This window comes from Sneathiella aquimaris (assembly GCF_026409565.1).
In the GTDB taxonomy this organism is placed as follows: domain Bacteria; phylum Pseudomonadota; class Alphaproteobacteria; order Sneathiellales; family Sneathiellaceae; genus Sneathiella; species Sneathiella aquimaris.
Genome location: NZ_CP112881.1, coordinates 2,811,170 through 2,827,616, shown reverse-complemented (window position 1 = coordinate 2,827,616; position 16,447 = coordinate 2,811,170). Strand labels below are relative to the sequence as shown.

Here is a 16,447-nt window from a genome sequence, read left to right as displayed (position 1 = left end):
TTAGGGACTCGAATTTAAAAACGAATGTTGCCTGCATAGACAGGGAAGCTACAAATTCGCTGCTTGTCAGCAATTCAGGTGGACCTGGGACAGTAAAACGGATTTGACCCATTTGGGCCGAATTCTTTTTTAACCGGGATGTTTACCATTTAGGTGACATTTCATTTACTGGAGACGACGAGTGGACCGATCGCAAAAAGAAGCTCTGGTTGCCGAAATGAGCGGTGTCTTTGCAAACGCTGGCGTAGTTGTTGTTGCAGAATACAGTGGCCTCACTGTAGCAGAAATGACAGCCATGCGTGTAAAGATGCGCGAAGCAGGCGCCAACTTCAAAGTGACGAAAAATCGGCTTACACGTCTCGCTCTTGATGGCACGGACTATGGTTCTCTTGCCGACAAGCTGAAAGGCCCAGTCGGTATTGCATATTCTGAGGATCCTGTAGTAGCCCCTAAGGTTGTTACAGAATTCGCAAAAGGGAATGACAAGTTTGTTGTTATTGGTGGTGCAATGGGTGCAACTGAGCTTGATGCTGATGGCATTAAGTCTCTTGCAAGCCTTCCATCTCTCGACGAACTTCGTGGAAAACTTGTTGGTCTTGTACAGGCTCCAGCGACGAAAATCGCAGGCGTTCTACAAGCACCAGCTGGACAGTTGGCCCGTGTCCTGTCGGCGAAAGCCGAACAGGGTTAGATGTAAAAGCCAGTTATTTATTTATTGAAAACCTAACGGTTTACCTGAGGAGAATAGTACAATGGCCGATCTCGAAAAGATTGCCGAAGACCTTTCCGCACTTACAGTGCTGGAAGCTGCAGAACTTGCAACACTTCTAGAAGACAAATGGGGCGTTTCTGCCGCAGCACCAGTTGCTGTTGCTGCAGCTCCAGGTGCTGGCGGCGGCGAAGCTGCTGCTGCTGAAAAAGACGAGTTCGACGTTATTCTGACTGCCGCTGGTGAGAAGAAAATTAACGTGATTAAAGAAGTCCGCGCCATCACTGGCCTGGGTCTGAAAGAAGCTAAAGAACTGGTTGAAGGCGCACCGAAGCCTGTTAAAGAAGGCGCTTCTAAAGATGAAGCTGCTAAACTTAAAGAACAGCTCGAAGGTGCTGGTGCTTCTGTTGAACTTAAATAAGCTCAACATTGCCAGCGATCAGCTGATCGTTAAATAAGCCGGGGAAGGTGGCATTTGCTGCCTTCCCCGCAACCGCTTTTGAAAACAGAGCGGCTCAATCTGACGGGATTTTAAACACGTGACCGGCACCAATGGTCTGAATTTGGTACGAAATATGTTGAATTTTGATCTGGTTAAACGCCATTATGGGCAAAAAAGCCGGTCAGAGTTTAAATTTGTAGACCATTTTGGGCTACATCTCAGTTAGGCAACAGAATTACGGGGATTTCGCATGGGCATTTTGCAGTCGTTCACCGGTCGGAAACGTGTTCGTAAAGATTTTGGGCGTATCGCAGCCGCGACAACAATGCCAAATCTTATTGAGGTTCAGAAAACCTCCTACGACGCTTTCCTTATGGAAAATATTCCAGCGGATGAGCGGGGTGACGAAGGTCTTCAAAGCGTTTTTAAGTCAGTCTTTCCGATAAAGGATTTTGCGGATACGGCTAGCTTGGAATTCGTGAGTTATGAATTCGAACCTCCGAAATATGACGAAGAGGAATGTCAGCAACGCAGTATGACATTCGCGGCGCCATTGAAAGCGACGCTTCGTCTGATCGTGTTTGAGGTAGACCCCGATACAGAAGCTAAATCTGTCTTGGATATTAAAGAACAGAGCGTTTACATGGGCGATATGCCGCTCATGACGGATAAAGGTACCTTTATTATTAACGGTACCGAGCGCGTAATCGTGTCGCAGATGCATCGGAGCCCCGGTGTTTTCTTTGATCATGACAAAGGTAAAACCCATTCAAGCGGTAAACTTTTGTTTGCGGCTCGGGTTATCCCATATCGTGGTTCCTGGCTCGATTTTGAGTTTGATGCCAAAGACATCGTCCATGTTCGGATTGACCGTCGCCGTAAACTTCCGGTGACTGCCTTGCTTCAGGCTCTGGGGCTGAGTCAGGAAGATATCCTGAATTATTTCTACGATCGTGTTGATTACAAGCTGGATAAAAAAGGCTGGCGGACTCCGTTTAATGTTGAACGGGTTCGTGGAAGCCGTCTTATCCGGGATCTCGTCGACGCAGATACAGAAACAGTTGTTGCCGAAACAGGCACAAAAGTCACACAGCGTCTGGCCAAGAAATTGGTTGATGCCGGCTTGAAAGACATGCTGGTCAGTCACCTTGAACTGGTGGGACGTTTTGCAGCGGAAGACATGATTAACCCTGAAACCGGGGAAGTCTTTGTTGAAGCCGGTGACGAGCTTACAGAAGCTTTGGTGGATCAGTTGGAAGCTGCCGGCTTTGACGAGATTTCCACTCTGGACATCGATAATGTCAATGTTGGCCCCTATATCCGCAACACTCTTGCAGTTGATAAAAGCTCCACTCGTGAGCAGGCGCTTATCGACATCTACCGTGTGATGCGTCCGGGTGAGCCGCCAACCGAGGAAACTGCTGAAGCATTGTTCCACGGGTTGTTCTTCGATTCAGAACGCTATGACCTGTCTGCGGTTGGCCGTGTGAAAATGAACATGCGTCTGGATCTGGACGTTGAGGATACGGTACGTGTTCTTCGCAAGGAAGACATTCTTGAAGTTGTAAAAACACTCGTGCGCCTTAAAGACGGCCACGGTGAAACCGACGATATTGATAACCTGGGTAATCGCCGGGTTCGTTCCGTTGGTGAACTGATGGAAAATCAGTATCGTATTGGTTTGCTTCGTATGGAGCGTGCTATTCGTGAGCGGATGAGTTCTGTCGAAATTGATACGGTCATGCCGCATGACTTGATCAATGCGAAACCGGCTGCTGCCGCTGTTCGTGAATTCTTCGGTTCGTCACAACTTAGCCAGTTTATGGATCAGACAAACCCATTGTCAGAGATTACCCATAAACGCCGTTTGTCGGCGCTTGGCCCAGGTGGTCTTACGCGAGAACGCGCAGGCTTTGAAGTCCGTGACGTTCATCCAACGCACTATGGTCGTATTTGCCCGATTGAAACGCCAGAGGGTCCAAACATTGGTTTGATCAACTCGCTTGCTACATTCGCGCGGGTCAATAAGTATGGCTTTATTGAAAGCCCATATCAGCGGGTTGAAAATAATAAGCTGACCGGCGAAGTAAAATATCTCTCCGCAATGGAAGAGAGCAAGCATACAATTTCGCAGGCCAATGCGGCACTGGATGAAAACGGCCAATTTACGGAGGATTTTGTCCGTTGTCGTGCACAAGGCGAATATGTTGTTGTTAAACCTGAAGAAGTGACCTTCATCGACGTATCACCAAAACAGCTGGTATCCGTGGGTGCGTCCCTTATTCCGTTCCTTGAAAACGATGATGCGAACCGTGCCTTGATGGGCTCGAACATGCAGCGTCAGGCCGTTCCACTCCTAAAAGCGGAAGCCCCGTTTGTTGGTACTGGTATGGAAGAGCGTGTCGCACGGGACTCTGGTGTTGCAACGGTTGCCAAACGCGGCGGTATTGTTGATCAGGTGGATGCTACCCGTATCGTTATTCGGGCAGAAGAAACCGATTTGAGCAAGTCTGGTGTTGATATTTACAACCTGCTGAAATTCCAGCGGTCTAACCAGAATACCTGCATAAACCAGCGTCCACTCGTAAAGGTTGGTGATCGGGTTGAAGAAGGCGACATCATCTGTGATGGGCCGTCGACTGATCTTGGAGAGCTGGCTCTCGGACGGAACGTGCTGGTCGCGTTTATGCCGTGGAATGGCTATAACTTTGAGGATTCGATCCTGATTTCGGAGCGGATCGTTAAAGACGACGTCTTCACTTCAATTCATATCGAAGAGTTTGAAGTTGCTGCACGGGATACGAAATTGGGCCCTGAGGAAATTACTCGGGATATTCCAAATGTCGGTGAAGAAGGCCTGAAAAACCTTGATGAAGCCGGTATCGTATATGTGGGTGCTGAAATTCAGCCAGGCGATATCCTGGTTGGTAAGATTACACCTAAGGGTGAAAGCCCGATGACTCCAGAAGAGAAACTTCTGCGGGCCATCTTTGGTGAAAAAGCATCCGATGTTCGGGATACTTCGTTGCGCTTGCCGCCAGGTGTGGCCGGTACAGTGGTTGAGGTGCGTGTCTTTAACCGTCATGGTGTTGAAAAAGATGAACGTGCTCTGGCGATTGAACGGGATGAAATTGAACATCTGGCAAAAGACAGGGATGACGAAAAAGCGATCCTTGAGCGGACAATTTATGATCGCTTGAAAGGGTTGCTTGCCGGTCAGACTGTTATTTCAGGACCAGCCGAGTTTAAAGCGGGCGAAGAGATTACGTCCGAAAAACTGATGGACATCCATTCCGGTGTCTGGTGGCAGCTCAGTGTCGACAATGACGATGTCATGACAGACATCGAAGCATTGAAGAAACAGTATGATGAAGCGATTGGTCGTCTTCGTGCCCGCTTTGAAAATAAAGTGGATAAACTTCAGCGTGGTGATGAATTGCCTCCTGGGGTGATGAAGATGGTCAAAGTCTTTGTTGCGGTTAAGCGTAAGCTTCAGCCAGGTGACAAAATGGCGGGTCGTCATGGTAACAAAGGTGTTATCTCGCGCATTCTTCCGGAAGAAGACATGCCTTATCTTGAAGACGGAAAGCCTGTTGATATCGTACTGAACCCATTGGGTGTTCCGTCCCGTATGAATGTCGGTCAGATTCTGGAAACCCATTTAGGGTGGGCCAGCCATGGTATCGGAGTTCAGATTAACGAGATTATGGAACGCATCTATCGGGGTGCTTCTGACCTTGAACCTCTGAAAAGTAAACTGAATGAAGTTTATGGCGATGAGGAATATGGTGAGAAAATCTCTGACATGGCCGATGATCAGTTCATCGAACTGGGTGAAAATCTAAGAAACGGTGTGCCAATGGCGACACCTGTTTTTGACGGCGCGAAAGAAGTAGACATTGATCGTCTCCTTCAGGTTGCGGGTCTGGATACATCCGGTCAGGTGACATTGATTGATGGCCGTACAGGTGAAACCTTCGACCGTAAGGTGACAGTTGGATACATTTACATGTTGAAACTTCATCACCTTGTGGATGACAAGATCCACGCCCGGTCAATTGGACCATACAGCTTGGTCACTCAGCAGCCGCTTGGTGGTAAAGCTCAGTTCGGTGGACAGCGTTTCGGTGAAATGGAGGTTTGGGCATTGCAGGCTTATGGTGCTGCTTACACCTTGCAGGAAATGCTAACTGTCAAGTCTGACGACGTTGCGGGTCGTACGAAAGTATATGAAGCAATTGTTCGTGGTGATGACACATTTGAAGCCGGTATTCCGGAAAGCTTTAACGTTCTGGTCAAGGAAATGCGTTCCTTGTGTCTGAATGTTGAGCTGTCCCAGATCGGTTACTAATTGGATGCTCCGGCTTTGGCCGGAGCCTTCCATTATCGTCACGTTACTAATTTTGGCCGTCAAACTGGCGGCCCCCCGGCAAGCCCGGGATCAATAGGAGAGTTGGTCCATGAATGAGTTGATGAACCTTTTCGGTCAGCCACAAGGCACTCAGGCGTTTGATGAGATTAAAATCTCAATCGCTTCCCCAGAACGTATCCGTTCTTGGTCTTATGGTGAGATCAAAAAGCCCGAAACCATCAATTACCGGACGTTCAAACCAGAAAAAGACGGCCTTTTCTGCGCCAGAATTTTTGGCCCGATAAAAGACTACGAATGTTTGTGTGGTAAATACAAACGCATGAAATATCGTGGGATTACCTGCGAAAAATGTGGCGTTGAAGTGACGCTGTCTAAGGTGCGTCGTGAACGTATGGCGCATATTGAGCTTGCGTCTCCAGTCGCCCATATCTGGTTCCTGAAATCACTACCATCTCGTATTGGCCTTCTGCTTGATATGACATTGAAGGATCTAGAACGGATCCTGTATTTCGAGCATTATGTTGTAATCGAACCTGGTCTTTCTCCTTTGAAGCAGTACCAGTTGCTGACCGAAGAAGAATTCCTGGATGCGCAGGATGACTATGGTGACGATGCCTTTACAGCCAGTATTGGTGCAGAGGCCATTCGTGACATTTTGTCGAACCTTGATCTGGAAACCATCAGCGAAGAAATCCGCGAAGAGATGCGGACAACAACGTCTGAAGCCAAACCTAAGAAACTGGCTAAACGTCTTAAGCTGATTGAAGCGTTCATGGAATCCGGTAACCGCCCTGAATGGATGATCCTTCAGGTCATTCCGGTTATTCCACCTGAGCTTCGTCCATTGGTCCCGCTGGATGGCGGCCGCTTTGCGACGTCAGATCTCAACGATCTTTATCGCCGTGTTATTAACCGGAACAACCGCTTGAAGCGCCTGATTGAATTGCGTGCTCCTGACATCATTGTCCGGAACGAAAAACGTATGCTGCAGGAATCGGTTGATGCGTTGTTCGATAATGGTCGTCGCGGTCGTGTGATCACAGGTGCCAATAAACGTCCTCTGAAGTCCCTTTCAGACATGTTGAAAGGTAAGCAGGGTCGTTTCCGTCAAAACCTTCTTGGTAAACGTGTTGACTATTCTGGTCGTTCTGTAATCGTTGTGGGACCGGAATTGAAACTACACCAATGTGGTTTGCCGAAGAAAATGGCCTTGGAGCTGTTTAAGCCGTTTATTTATGCCAAGCTCGAATTGAAGGGTATGGCGGCAACGGTCAAGATGGCCAAGAAACTTGTTGAAAAAGAACGTCCCGAAGTTTGGGATATTCTTGACGAAGTCATTCGCGAACATCCGGTTCTGCTGAACCGGGCGCCAACGCTTCACCGTCTTGGTATTCAGGCGTTTGAACCTGTTCTGATCGAGGGTAAAGCCATTCAGCTTCATCCTTTGGTTTGTACAGCGTTTAATGCTGACTTTGATGGTGACCAAATGGCGGTCCACGTACCTCTTTCACTGGAAGCTCAGTTGGAAGCTCGCGTTTTGATGATGTCTACGAACAACATCCTCAGCCCTGCCAGTGGTAAGCCGATTATCGTTCCAAGTCAGGATATTGTTCTGGGTATCTATTATCTGACAATGAATAAAGATAATGAGCCGGGCGAAGGAATGCTGATTTCTGACGTTGCAGAAGCCCAGCATGCGATCGACAACAATGTTTTGACACTTCACAGTAAGATTAAAACAAAAATCCGCTACGTGAATGAAGATGGTTCTGAAGAGGCCCGCCTTACTGAAACAACACCAGGCCGGATGCTGATCGAAGAAATACTGCCTCGGAACTCCAAAGTTAATTTTGGTTTGATCAACCGCTTGTTGACCAAAAAAGAAATTACCTCTGTTATTGACGAAGTGTACCGTCACTGCGGACAAAAAGAGACCGTGATCTTTGCTGATAGGCTCATGGGTCTTGGTTTTGCCCACGCTTGCCGTGCTGGTATTTCTTTTGGTAAGGACGACATGCAGATTCCAGTGTCTAAAGACAAGCTGGTTGAAGATACACGTGTTCTTGCCGAAGAATATGAGCGTCAGTACTATGATGGCCTGATTACTCAGGGTGAGAAGTACAATAAGGTTATTGATGCCTGGTCGCAGTGTACGGACAAAGTTGCTGACGAAATGATGAAGGTTATTGAAGCCGTTCAGATCGGTGAAGATAACCGTCAGATCGGCATTAACTCAATCTATATGATGGCTCACTCTGGTGCTCGTGGTTCTGCTGCACAGATGAAACAGCTTGCTGGTATGCGTGGCCTTATGGCCAAGCCGTCTGGTGAAATCATTGAGACACCGATCATTTCAAACTTTAAAGAAGGTTTGAGTGTTCTTGAGTACTTTAACTCGACACATGGTGCGCGTAAGGGTCTTGCTGATACCGCTTTGAAAACAGCCAACTCCGGTTATTTGACGCGTCGCCTGGTCGATGTGGCTCAGGACTGTGTTGTTGTTGAATTCGATTGTGGTACTCAGAAAGGTGTGACCGTTCGTGAGGTTGTTGAGGGCAGTGATATTATCGCTACTCTAAGTGATCGTCTCCTTGGACGGACCGCTTCTGTTGACGTGATCAACCCACAAACAGGAGATGTCCTTGTTGCTGCGGGTGACATGTTCGACGAAGCCACGTCATTGGCTGCTGAAACATGTGGTGTTGAGCAGGTTCTTATCCGTTCGGTTCTTACCTGTGAAACAAAAGGCGGAATTTGCGGTAAATGTTATGGTCGTGATCTGGCCCGCGGAACACCCGTGAATATCGGTGAGGCTGTTGGTGTTATCGCGGCTCAGTCAATTGGTGAGCCTGGTACTCAGCTGACCATGCGTACCTTCCATATTGGTGGTACAGCGCAGGTTGCTGAAATTTCATCCATTGAAGCGTCTCATGAAGGTACAATCCGCATTCACAACAGAAATGTTGTGAAAAACAGTAAAGGGCTGCTCGTTGTTATGGGCCGTAACTCTGAACTGGTTCTTGTGGATAGTAACAATCGTGAACGTGCCCGTCACCGCCTGACCTATGGTACGACCCTGCTGGTTGACGAAGATCAAAAGGTCGGCAAGGGCGATAAGCTGGCCCAGTGGGATCCATTTACAACCCCAGTGATTACGGAACTTGAAGGTACTGTAAGCTATAAAGATCTGGTAAGCGGTATCTCCATTGCGGAACAGGTCGATGAAGCAACCGGTATTACCCGTAAAATCGTAGTTGACTGGAAAGCTCAGCCAAAAGGCACGGATCTGCGCCCTCGTATTACGCTAAGGGATGCAAGTGGTGAACTACTGGCGTTGCCCAACGGTCACGAAGCCCGTTACTTCCTGCCTGTGGATGCGATTCTGTCTGTTGAAGATGGTGTTGAAGTTCAGGCGGGTGACGTCCTTGCTCGTATCCCACGTGAAGGATCGAAAACGAAAGATATTACCGGTGGTCTGCCACGGGTGGCCGAACTCTTTGAAGCGCGTCGTCCAAAAGACCATGCGATTATCGCTGAAGCGGATGGTTATGTTGAATTCGGTAAAGACTATAAGTCAAAACGCCGCGTCAGCATTCGCCCTGAAGACGAGAATCTGGACCCTGTAGAATATCTCATTCCAAAAGGTAAGCATCTTGCCGTGAATGAGGGCGACTATGTCCGGGTTGGCGATTATCTGTTGGATGGTAATCCTGCACCGCATGATATTTTGAAGGTCCTGGGTGTTGAAGCCCTGGCGAACTTCCTGATCAATGAAATCCAGGACGTTTATCGTCTGCAGGGTGTGAAGATCAATGACAAGCATATCGAAGTGATTTGCCGTCAGATGCTTCAGAAGATTGAAATTGAATCGCAAGGCGAGTCAACCTTCCTGCTTGGTGAACATGTTGACCGTGAAGAGTTCGAAGCAGAAAATATCAAACTTGAAAAAGCGGGTCGTGCACCGGCGCAGGGAAGCCCAATCCTACTGGGTATTACCAAAGCCAGCTTGCAGACAAACTCTTTCATCTCTGCTGCGTCCTTCCAGGAAACAACACGGGTTCTTACCGAAGCGTCTGTAGCGGGTAAGAAGGATACGCTGACCGGCCTGAAAGAAAACGTGATCGTGGGTCGTCTGATCCCAGCGGGTACAGGGGCTCAGATGAACCAACTGAAACGCATTGCTGCGGAGCGGGATCGTGTCATACAGGAACAGTCCGATTTTCCAGTCGATATGATCAACACGACTGATGGTCAGGAAGCGACCACGGATTAATGTCCTAGAATCAGATCCCGATAGGGGTCTGATGCTTTTCTGAGATTCTAAAAACGGCGCCCTTTATCGGGGCGCCGTTTTTGATTCCAGTAGAGTATTTCCCCTAATGGGAGAAAAACGGATGATTGTCTTCGTGATTTCTTTGATTTTATCGATGGAAATGGCCGCGAAACTGCGAGAATCTAAAAGAGTCGCAGAGCACGCAGTTTTCCTTACATTTCTACTTGACTGATGGCGGGTCCACTCATATATTGCGCCCTCCTGACGAACGATGTTTCATCAATTTCCGTGCGCGGTCAGGTGTTTGAAGGAAGGTGCACGTGTTATGTCTCTTCGGGTAGACGCAAAAAACCCGACCGCGCTCAGGTCCGCAGCTGTGCGCGGCTGTGCTATTTGCGGAAACGATTGGATAGGAATAAGAATGCCTACTATTAATCAGCTGATTAGAAAACCACGTAAAGCGCCTGTTTCTCGGAATAAGGTGCCTGCTATGGAAGCATGCCCGCAAAAGCGTGGCGTTTGCACAAGAGTTTATACAACAACACCTAAGAAACCGAACTCCGCGTTGCGTAAAGTCGCCCGTGTTCGGTTGACCAACGGGTTTGAGGTTACAAGCTACATCCCTGGTGAGGGTCATAACCTTCAAGAACACTCTGTCGTGATGATCCGCGGCGGCCGTGTGAAGGATTTGCCAGGTGTTCGTTATCACATTATTCGCGGTACGCTGGATACTCAAGGTATCTCAACACGCCGCCAGCGTCGTTCTAAGTATGGCGCGAAGAAGCCTAAGTAAGGAATAAACGGATGTCACGTCGTCACGCAGCAGAGAAGCGCGAAGTTTTGCCTGATGCAAAATTTGGTGATGTAGTTCTGACTAAGTTCATGAACTCTCTTATGATTGCAGGTAAAAAGTCCACTGCCGAAGGTATCGTTTACGGTGCGTTCGACATTATCGGTAAGAAATCCGGCAATGACCCTGTAGAAGTTTTTCACGAAGCTCTTGGCAAAGTTAAGCCGGAACTTGAAGTTCGTTCACGCCGTGTTGGTGGTGCGACCTATCAGGTTCCTGTTGAGGTTCGTGCGGACCGCGCTCAGGCGTTGGCTATCCGTTGGGTTATCAACAGTGCACGCAGCCGCTCTGAGCTTACTATGGTTGAGCGTTTGGCTGGTGAGTTGCTGGATGCCTCTAACGAGCGTGGCGGTGCGGTGAAGAAGCGCGAAGACACGCACAAAATGGCTGAGGCGAACCGCGCCTTTGCTCATTATCGCTGGTAAAAGCTAAGCTTAAGGACAGGATTTCCTCTCATGGCACGCACGACGCCCATCGAAAAATATCGTAATATCGGTATCATGGCTCATATTGACGCCGGTAAAACAACGACAACAGAACGTATTCTGTATTATACAGGCGTTTCTCACAAAATTGGTGAAGTTCATGATGGCGCAGCCACTATGGACTGGATGGAACAGGAGCAGGAGCGGGGTATTACAATTACTTCTGCTGCGACGACTTGTTTTTGGAATGATCACCGGATCAACATCATTGATACACCAGGCCACGTTGACTTCACAATTGAAGTAGAGCGTTCTTTGCGTGTCCTCGATGGCGCGGTTGCCGTGTTTGATGGTGTTGCGGGTGTTGAGCCGCAATCGGAAACAGTTTGGCGTCAGGCTGATAAGTATCGTGTTCCGCGCATGTGCTTTGTGAACAAAATGGACCGTACGGGTGCGAACTTCTACAACTGTGTGGAAATGTTCAAAACGCGTCTGGGTGCGAAGCCACTTGTTCTTCAGTTGCCAATTGGTTCAGAAGCTGAATTTGAAGGCGTTGTTGACCTGATCAAGATGAAGGAAATCGTCTGGACAGGTGAGGAAATGGGTGCCGCGTTTGAATATCGCGATATCCGCGCTGATCTTGCTGACAAAGCTGCGGAATACCGCGAAGCAATGTTGGAAACAGCCATCGAAATGGATGAAGCTGTTATGGAAGCGTATCTGGAAGGTGAAGAGCCTGATGAAGACACGCTCCGTCGTTGTATTCGTCTTGGTACGCTGGAAGCTGCGTTTGTTCCTGTTTTGACAGGAACGGCCTTTAAGAACAAAGGTGTTCAGCCACTTCTGGATGCGGTCATCGACTTTATGCCATCTCCGCTTGATATTGGGGGTACAGAAGGCATCGATGTTAAGACTGACAAGGAAATCAAGCGTAACCCTTCTGATGATGAGCCTTTTGCAGGACTTGCCTTCAAGGTAATGACAGATCCATTTGTTGGTTCGCTGACATTCGTTCGTGTTTATTCTGGTGTTCTTGAAGCTGGTACTCAGACTTTGAACTCAGTTAAAGATAACCGCGAGCGGGTTGGTCGGATGCTTCAGATGCATGCGAACTCTCGGGAAGACGTTAAGGAAGCCCGCGCAGGTGATATTGTTGCGATTGCTGGTCTTAAGGCCACAACAACCGGTGATACCCTTTGCGACTCAGCGAAACCAGTAATTCTGGAACGCATGGAGTTCCCGGAGCCTGTGATCGAGATTGCTGTTGAACCTAAGACCAAGAGTGACCAGGAAAAAATGGGTGTCGCGCTGAACCGTTTGGCTCAGGAAGATCCTTCTTTCCGCGTTTCCAGTGACCACGAAAGTGGACAGACTATTATTAAGGGTATGGGCGAACTCCACCTGGACATCATTGTCGATCGCATGAAGCGTGAATTCAAGGTTGAGGCGAATATCGGTGCACCACAGGTTGCTTACCGTGAATCAATCACAACGAAAGCCGAGCTGGATTACACCCATAAGAAACAGTCTGGTGGTTCAGGTCAGTTTGCGCGGATCAAGTTGATTGCGCAGCCCGGCGAACTAGGTTGTGGTTTGAATTTCCACGACAGCATCACCGGTGGTTCTGTTCCTAAGGAATATATCCCAGGTGTTCAGAAGGGTATTAAAGACGTCGTCGAAACCGGCGTTCTTGCAGGCTTCCCTCTGATCGATGTGGATGTCGAGTTGATTGATGGTGCGTATCACGATGTTGACTCCTCCGTCATGGCGTTTGAGATCGCTGCCCGTGCAGCAATGCGCGAACTGGCCCGTAAAGCTGGTCTGCGTCTTCTTGAGCCAATGATGAAGGTCGAGATTGTGACCCCAGACGAATATATCGGTGATGTGATGGGTGACTTGAATAGTCGCCGTGGTCAGGTAACCGGTACAGAACAGCGCGGTGTCGCGCAGGTTGTGAATGCGATGGTTCCATTGGCCAACATGTTTGGTTATGTGAACAATCTTCGGTCTCAGACTCAGGGCCGTGCGACATTCACAATGGTATTTGATCACTATGAACCAGTGCCACAACACGTTTCAGACGAAGTTCTGGCGAAATTGGCGTAACACAGAGCTGAGGCAGCCGGAGATAACGGAGAATTAAAATGGCCAAAGAAAAATTTGAGCGTAATAAACCGCACGCGAATATCGGTACTGTTGGTCACGTTGACCACGGTAAAACCACACTGACAGCAGCAATCACGAAAGTTCTTGCTGAGCAGAGCGGTGGCGCCGCATTCGCATTTGATGAAATCGATAAAGCGCCTGAAGAAAAAGCGCGTGGTATCACGATTTCAACAGCACATGTTGAATATGAAACAGAAGGTCGTCACTATGCTCACGTTGACTGTCCAGGTCACGCTGACTATGTGAAAAACATGATCACTGGTGCCGCACAGATGGATGGTGGTATCCTTGTTGTGTCAGCCGCTGACGGACCAATGCCACAGACTCGCGAGCATATCCTGCTTGCGCGTCAGGTTGGTGTTCCAGCCCTCGTTGTTTTCATGAACAAAGTTGACCAGGTCGACGACGAAGAGCTTCTTGAGCTTGTTGAAATGGAAATTCGTGAGCTTCTGAGCGAATACGACTTCCCAGGTGACGATATCCCGATTGTTAAAGGGTCTGCTCTTGCAGCGCTTGAAGGTCGTGATGACGAAATCGGCAAGAACGCTATTTTGGAACTGATGCAGGCAGTTGATGACTACATCCCACTTCCAGAGCGTGATGTTGACAAGCCATTCCTGATGCCAATTGAGGATGTGTTCTCAATTTCCGGTCGCGGTACTGTTGTAACAGGCCGGATCGAAAGCGGTGTTGTTAAGGTTGGTGAAGAGATCGAAATCATCGGTATCAAAGACACTGTCAAAACAACATGCACAGGCGTTGAAATGTTCCGCAAGCTGCTCGATCAGGGTGAAGCTGGCGATAACGTTGGTGTTCTGCTTCGTGGTACGAAACGTGAAGATGTTGAGCGTGGTCAGGTTCTGGCACATCCAGGAACGATTACACCGCACACGAAATTCACAGCAGAAGCTTACATTCTGACGAAAGATGAAGGTGGTCGTCACACACCATTCTTCACAAACTATCGTCCACAGTTCTACTTCCGTACAACGGACGTAACCGGTGTTGTAACATTGCCAGAAGGGACCGAAATGGTCATGCCTGGTGATAACATCAAAGTGGATGTTGAATTGATTGCTCCGATCGCTATGGATGCAGGTCTGCGTTTCGCTATTCGCGAAGGTGGACGGACAGTCGGCGCCGGCGTCGTCTCATCTATCGTCGAGTAAAAAGAATTGTTTCGGCCGCGCTAGTGGGCGCGGCCATTTTCTGGAGTGACCAGAGTAATGGAAAACCAAAATATTCGCATTCGCCTTAAAGCGTTTGATCACCGCGTGCTCGATTCGTCGACTAACGAGATCGTGAATACAGCCAAGCGCACAGGCGCTCAGGTTCGTGGCCCGATCCCGCTGCCGACTAATATCGATAAATATACGGTTCTTCGTGGACCGCATATCGATAAGAAATCACGTGAGCAGTTTGAAATCCGGACACACAAACGTGTCTTGGATATCGTTGAGCCAACGCCACAAACCGTGGATGCACTGATGAAACTGGACCTCGCCGCTGGCGTAGACGTGTCCATCAAGTTGTTGGGGTAAGGCGATATGCGCTGTGGAATGATTGCAAAAAAACTGGGAATGAGCCGAGTCTTCGCTGAAGATGGCCGTCATATTCCAGTGACAGTACTGGAAGTGGACAACCAGCAGGTTGTTGCTCACCGTACAACAGAAACTCATGGGTATAACGCCTTGCAGGTTGGCGTTGGTAAAGCAAAAGTGAAAAACGTTTCCAAAGCGATGCGTGGACATTATGCGAAAGCCAATGTTGAGCCAAAAATGAAACTGGCAGAGTTCCGGATCGAAGACGACGCGTTTGTTGAAGTCGGTTCAGAAATTACCGTTGATCATTTTGTGCCTGACCAGCCGATTGATGTTGTTGGGACAAGCATTGGTAAAGGTTTTGCCGGTGCCATGAAACGTCATAACTTCGGTGGTATGCGCGCAACTCACGGTGTGTCTGTTTCTCACCGTGCGCATGGTTCAACTGGTCAGTGTCAGGATCCTGGACGCGTTTTCAAAGGTAAGAAAATGGCCGGTCACATGGGTGCTGCCCGTGTAACGACACAGAACCTGACAGTAGTTTCAACGGATGTTGAGCGCGGATTGATCCTCGTCAAAGGAGCCGTTCCTGGTTCTAAAGGCGGATGGGTGTTCGTGGCTGACGCTGTGAAGAAAGCCCGCCCTGAAGGCGTTCCTTTCCCAGCAGCCGTTTCTGCACCTGCTGCATCTGAAACACCAGCCGAGGACGCGCCTGTCGAGAGCGCCCCAGCTGAAGAATAAGAGGACTGGTCCAAATGAAGGTTAAAGTTATCAACCTCGAAAATAAGGCAGCTGGAGATATCGAGCTTGCTGAAGAGGTATTTGGATTGGCTCCGCGTGCGGATCTTCTCCAACGGATGGTCAAATTCCAGCTTGCTGGTCGTCGTGCGGGTACTCATAAGACAAAAGATGTCTCTGAAGTATCTGGTACGGGTGCCAAGCCGTTTGCTCAGAAGGGCACAGGCCGTGCTCGTCAGGGTCAGAAACGGGCACCTCATCAGCGTGGTGGTGGTGTGGCTCATGGTCCGGTTCTTCGCTCACATGCGCACTCTCTGCCTAAGAAAGTTCGTAAGTTGGCGCTGAAAACGGCTTTGTCCGCTAAGCAGGCTGAAGGCAAACTGGTAATTGTCGATGCGCTGACATCAGCGGATGCGAAGACCAAACTCATGGCGAGCAAATTTAAGGCTCTTGGATGGGATTCAACCCTCATCATTGATGCTGGCGAGCCGGAAGCAAATTTTGCACTTTCTACACGTAATCTTCCACGTGTGGACATTCTTCCAGAATCAGGCGCGAATGTTTATGACATCCTACGCCGTGACACCCTGGTTTTGACAAAGAGTGCAGTAGAAAGCCTGGAGGCACGACTTAAATGAACCAGGAACGCATTTACGATATCCTGTTGGCACCGGTAGTTACCGAAAAGTCAACTATGGGATCAGAGTACAATCAGGTTACCTTCCGTGTATCCCTGGACGCTACGAAACCAGAAATCAAAGAAGCTGTGGAGACACTCTTCAATGTGAAGGTTGTGAACGTAAACACGAACCGTACTAACGGTAAGGAAAAACGTTTTCGTGGTCGGGTAGGCAAGCGGTCTGACTTCAAAAAAGCAATGGTAACCCTGGCTGATGGTCAAACCATCGACGTGACTACGGGGATTTAAAAA

12 protein-coding genes are annotated in these 16,447 nt (G+C 48.8%); all 12 read left to right on the top strand.

The annotated features are described in order from the left end of the window. The first annotated feature begins 181 nt into the window (after nt 1-181). The 12 genes from rplJ to OIR97_RS13230 all read left to right on the top strand — a co-directional run bounded on the left by rplJ (nt 182) and on the right by OIR97_RS13230 (nt 16,444). Nucleotides 182-691 (top strand): 50S ribosomal protein L10, encoded by a 510-nt coding sequence (gene rplJ, locus OIR97_RS13285; RefSeq protein WP_169546497.1) that lies wholly within the window; start codon nt 182-184, stop codon nt 689-691. A gap of 61 nt (nt 692-752) precedes the next feature. Then, nucleotides 753-1,130: a 50S ribosomal protein L7/L12 gene (rplL, locus tag OIR97_RS13280; protein ID WP_169546496.1), complete on the top strand. Its 378-nt coding sequence runs from the start codon at nt 753-755 to the stop codon at nt 1,128-1,130. Between the two features lie 277 nt (nt 1,131-1,407). After that, nucleotides 1,408-5,502, top strand: a complete 4,095-nt coding sequence (gene rpoB / locus OIR97_RS13275) for a DNA-directed RNA polymerase subunit beta (protein WP_169546502.1) — start codon at nt 1,408-1,410, stop codon at nt 5,500-5,502. Nucleotides 5,503-5,611: 109 nt separating this feature from the next. Beyond that, nucleotides 5,612-9,796 (top strand): DNA-directed RNA polymerase subunit beta', encoded by a 4,185-nt coding sequence (gene rpoC, locus OIR97_RS13270; protein WP_169546495.1) that lies wholly within the window; start codon nt 5,612-5,614, stop codon nt 9,794-9,796. 421 nt (nt 9,797-10,217) lie between these two features. Continuing rightward, nucleotides 10,218-10,589, top strand: a complete 372-nt coding sequence (rpsL, locus tag OIR97_RS13265; protein ID WP_169546494.1) for a 30S ribosomal protein S12 — start codon at nt 10,218-10,220, stop codon at nt 10,587-10,589. Between the two features lie 11 nt (nt 10,590-10,600). Continuing rightward, nucleotides 10,601-11,071, top strand: a complete 471-nt coding sequence (gene rpsG, locus OIR97_RS13260; protein ID WP_169546493.1) for a 30S ribosomal protein S7 — start codon at nt 10,601-10,603, stop codon at nt 11,069-11,071. Between the two features lie 30 nt (nt 11,072-11,101). Next, nucleotides 11,102-13,177: an elongation factor G gene (gene fusA / locus OIR97_RS13255; RefSeq protein WP_169546492.1), complete on the top strand. Its 2,076-nt coding sequence runs from the start codon at nt 11,102-11,104 to the stop codon at nt 13,175-13,177. A 38-nt stretch (nt 13,178-13,215) separates the two neighbouring features. Continuing rightward, entirely contained in the window at nt 13,216-14,406 is a 1,191-nt protein-coding gene (tuf, locus tag OIR97_RS13250) for an elongation factor Tu (RefSeq protein WP_267177726.1), read from the top strand. Nucleotides 14,407-14,463: 57 nt separating this feature from the next. Then, the gene (rpsJ, locus tag OIR97_RS13245; protein WP_169546181.1) at nt 14,464-14,778 is read left to right on the top strand and encodes a 30S ribosomal protein S10; all 315 of its coding nucleotides are present in this window, start codon (nt 14,464-14,466) and stop codon (nt 14,776-14,778) included. Nucleotides 14,779-14,784: 6 nt separating this feature from the next. After that, nucleotides 14,785-15,519, top strand: a complete 735-nt coding sequence (rplC, locus tag OIR97_RS13240; protein ID WP_169546180.1) for a 50S ribosomal protein L3 — start codon at nt 14,785-14,787, stop codon at nt 15,517-15,519. 14 nt (nt 15,520-15,533) lie between these two features. Then, complete coding sequence (gene rplD / locus OIR97_RS13235; protein WP_169546179.1) at nt 15,534-16,154, top strand: 50S ribosomal protein L4; 621 nt, start codon at nt 15,534-15,536, stop codon at nt 16,152-16,154. After that, nucleotides 16,151-16,444, top strand: a complete 294-nt coding sequence (locus tag OIR97_RS13230; protein WP_169546178.1) for a 50S ribosomal protein L23 — start codon at nt 16,151-16,153, stop codon at nt 16,442-16,444. Before rplD ends, OIR97_RS13230 begins: the two co-directional genes overlap by 4 nt. The last annotated feature ends 3 nt before the right edge of the window (nt 16,445-16,447 follow it).

What these genes read in the sequence shown, in the direction of transcription:
- rpoC (WP_169546495.1), top strand. Translation starts at nt 5,612, where the DNA reads ATGAATGAGTTGATGAACCTTTTCGGTCAGCCACAAGGCACTCAGGCG.
- OIR97_RS13230 (WP_169546178.1), top strand. Translation starts at nt 16,151, where the DNA reads ATGAACCAGGAACGCATTTACGATATCCTGTTGGCACCGGTAGTTACC.
- rpsG (WP_169546493.1), top strand. Translation starts at nt 10,601, where the DNA reads ATGTCACGTCGTCACGCAGCAGAGAAGCGCGAAGTTTTGCCTGATGCA.
- rpsL (WP_169546494.1), top strand. Translation starts at nt 10,218, where the DNA reads ATGCCTACTATTAATCAGCTGATTAGAAAACCACGTAAAGCGCCTGTT.
- rplD (WP_169546179.1), top strand. Translation starts at nt 15,534, where the DNA reads ATGAAGGTTAAAGTTATCAACCTCGAAAATAAGGCAGCTGGAGATATC.
- fusA (WP_169546492.1), top strand. Translation starts at nt 11,102, where the DNA reads ATGGCACGCACGACGCCCATCGAAAAATATCGTAATATCGGTATCATG.
- rpsJ (WP_169546181.1), top strand. Translation starts at nt 14,464, where the DNA reads ATGGAAAACCAAAATATTCGCATTCGCCTTAAAGCGTTTGATCACCGC.
- rplC (WP_169546180.1), top strand. Translation starts at nt 14,785, where the DNA reads ATGCGCTGTGGAATGATTGCAAAAAAACTGGGAATGAGCCGAGTCTTC.
- tuf (WP_267177726.1), top strand. Translation starts at nt 13,216, where the DNA reads ATGGCCAAAGAAAAATTTGAGCGTAATAAACCGCACGCGAATATCGGT.
- rplL (WP_169546496.1), top strand. Translation starts at nt 753, where the DNA reads ATGGCCGATCTCGAAAAGATTGCCGAAGACCTTTCCGCACTTACAGTG.